This window comes from Streptomyces sp. CO7, assembly GCF_053474865.1.
The window spans coordinates 1-1586 of record NZ_JBRIOU010000231.1 but is presented as its reverse complement, the minus strand read 5'-3'; the positions used below and the strand labels follow the sequence as shown (position 1 = coordinate 1586).

The following is a 1586-nucleotide window of genomic DNA, read 5'->3' as shown; positions in this document are numbered from 1 at the left end:
GGCCTCCTCGACCAGCAGGGCCTCGTCCTCCGTCAGGCGGAGGCGGTGCAGGCTGTCACGTCGCCGGTCGCCTCCCAGCAAGGTCACGTGTTCACCGTGCACGGCCAGGCCCGCCGGCGCGACGACCGGAGTCGTCCGCAGCCGCGTGTCACCGTTGGCCCGCACCTCGAGCAGCGGGAAGGCCGGGTAGGAGCAGGCCCACGCGACACCCTCGTCGACGTTGAGGGCGTAGACCGTGTCGATGTGCTCCACGCCTTTCGGAGGCGTCCAGCCCCACTGGCGGTTACCGCCGCTGTCCCAGCGCACGAGGCCGGCGGCGCTGATCGGATCGACGTGGACACCCTCGTCGAAGTAGGCGCTCCACAGATGGTGGCGGCGGTCCGCCAACAGGTACCCGACCGCGAGCCCCATGCCGAAGCTGCGGCGGCGTCGTCCGTCGGGCCCATATATCTGCGCGTTCCGGTCGTCCCCCGGGGTGCCGTACCCCTGCACCACGAACCGGCCGTTGGGCAGCGCGTCGAGATGGGTCACCCGCAGGCTCATGTCCCGCAGCGCCTGCTCGCGGACCTCGCCCCGGTCGTCGATGACGAGAAGCGCGTCGTACGGACGGCGAGGGGGCTGAGGAGAGGGCCTGCCGTAGGGATTCGGGCGGAGTTCCGCGTCCGGGCAGATCAGCCAGAGCGTGCGGTGCCAGGCGTCCACGGTCGTCGCCAGCACCCTCCGATGGTCGTAGCGCGGAGGCAACAGGGCGTGGGGACGCAGCGCCACCTTCCTCAAGAGACCACCTCACGGGCGAACGGCCATCACCCGCCCCATGATCGCATCCACCGAACCGCTCAGGACGCCGAGGCGTGGCTCGTCGGAATGCCGGTGCGGCCGGGCGCGCAAAGGTGAGGAGGGGGCGGAGGGCTCGCGGTCAGCCTGCCCGGGTGGACGACGGTGAGGTGTTCCAGGGCGGGGTCAACGAGGGCGGTCGGGGCGGCCGACGGGGGCCGCGCCGGTGGCTGCGACGGCCTCGGCGACGGCTTGCGGCAGCCACTCCGCCAAGGGCGAGAAGGCGAAACCCAGCTGCCCGGCACGGGCGTCGCTCATCGCGTAGTGGCGGTCGAAGGAGAACGGCGAGGCGTCCTCGCCCGGCCCGACCACCCGGTACACGGGCCGCCGCCCCGCCTGCGCGGCGATCTCCTCGCAAAGGCCGTGCACGTCGAGGAGGTCGCCGGAACAGGCGTTGACCGGGCCGGTGAAGTCCGTGCCGACGGCCGCCCACAACAGGAACGCGGCGAGCTCCTCGTGGTGGACGAAGACCGAGGGCAGCGGGTGGGCGTGCACGGCGATCTCCTCGCCGCGGGTCACCCGCTCCGCGTAGTGCGCGAGCCGGCCGGTCCACTCCCGCTCCCCGCCGCCGAGCACGTGGGCGCTGCGCACGGACGCGAAGGCGAACCCGCCGGAGCGGGCCAGGACCGCTTCCGCCTGGCGCTTGCCCTCACCGTAGTGGGCGTCCCGGTAGACCGCGTCGTGCCAGGGCCGGTCGGGGAACACGGGCCACGCGGCGGGGTCCACGAGCTCCTCCGGCACCGGGGTACCCG

At 73.2% G+C, this 1586-nt stretch carries 1 protein-coding gene and 1 pseudogene; both read right to left on the bottom strand.

The window, feature by feature from the left end:
• On the bottom strand, positions 1-717 hold a 717-nt coding region (locus tag ACOV8S_RS33025; protein WP_448322363.1), incomplete at its 3' end, for a hypothetical protein.
• A gap of 243 nt (positions 718-960) precedes the next feature.
• Positions 961-1586 (bottom strand): annotated as a pseudogene (locus tag ACOV8S_RS33020) (reductase); the annotation flags it as partial.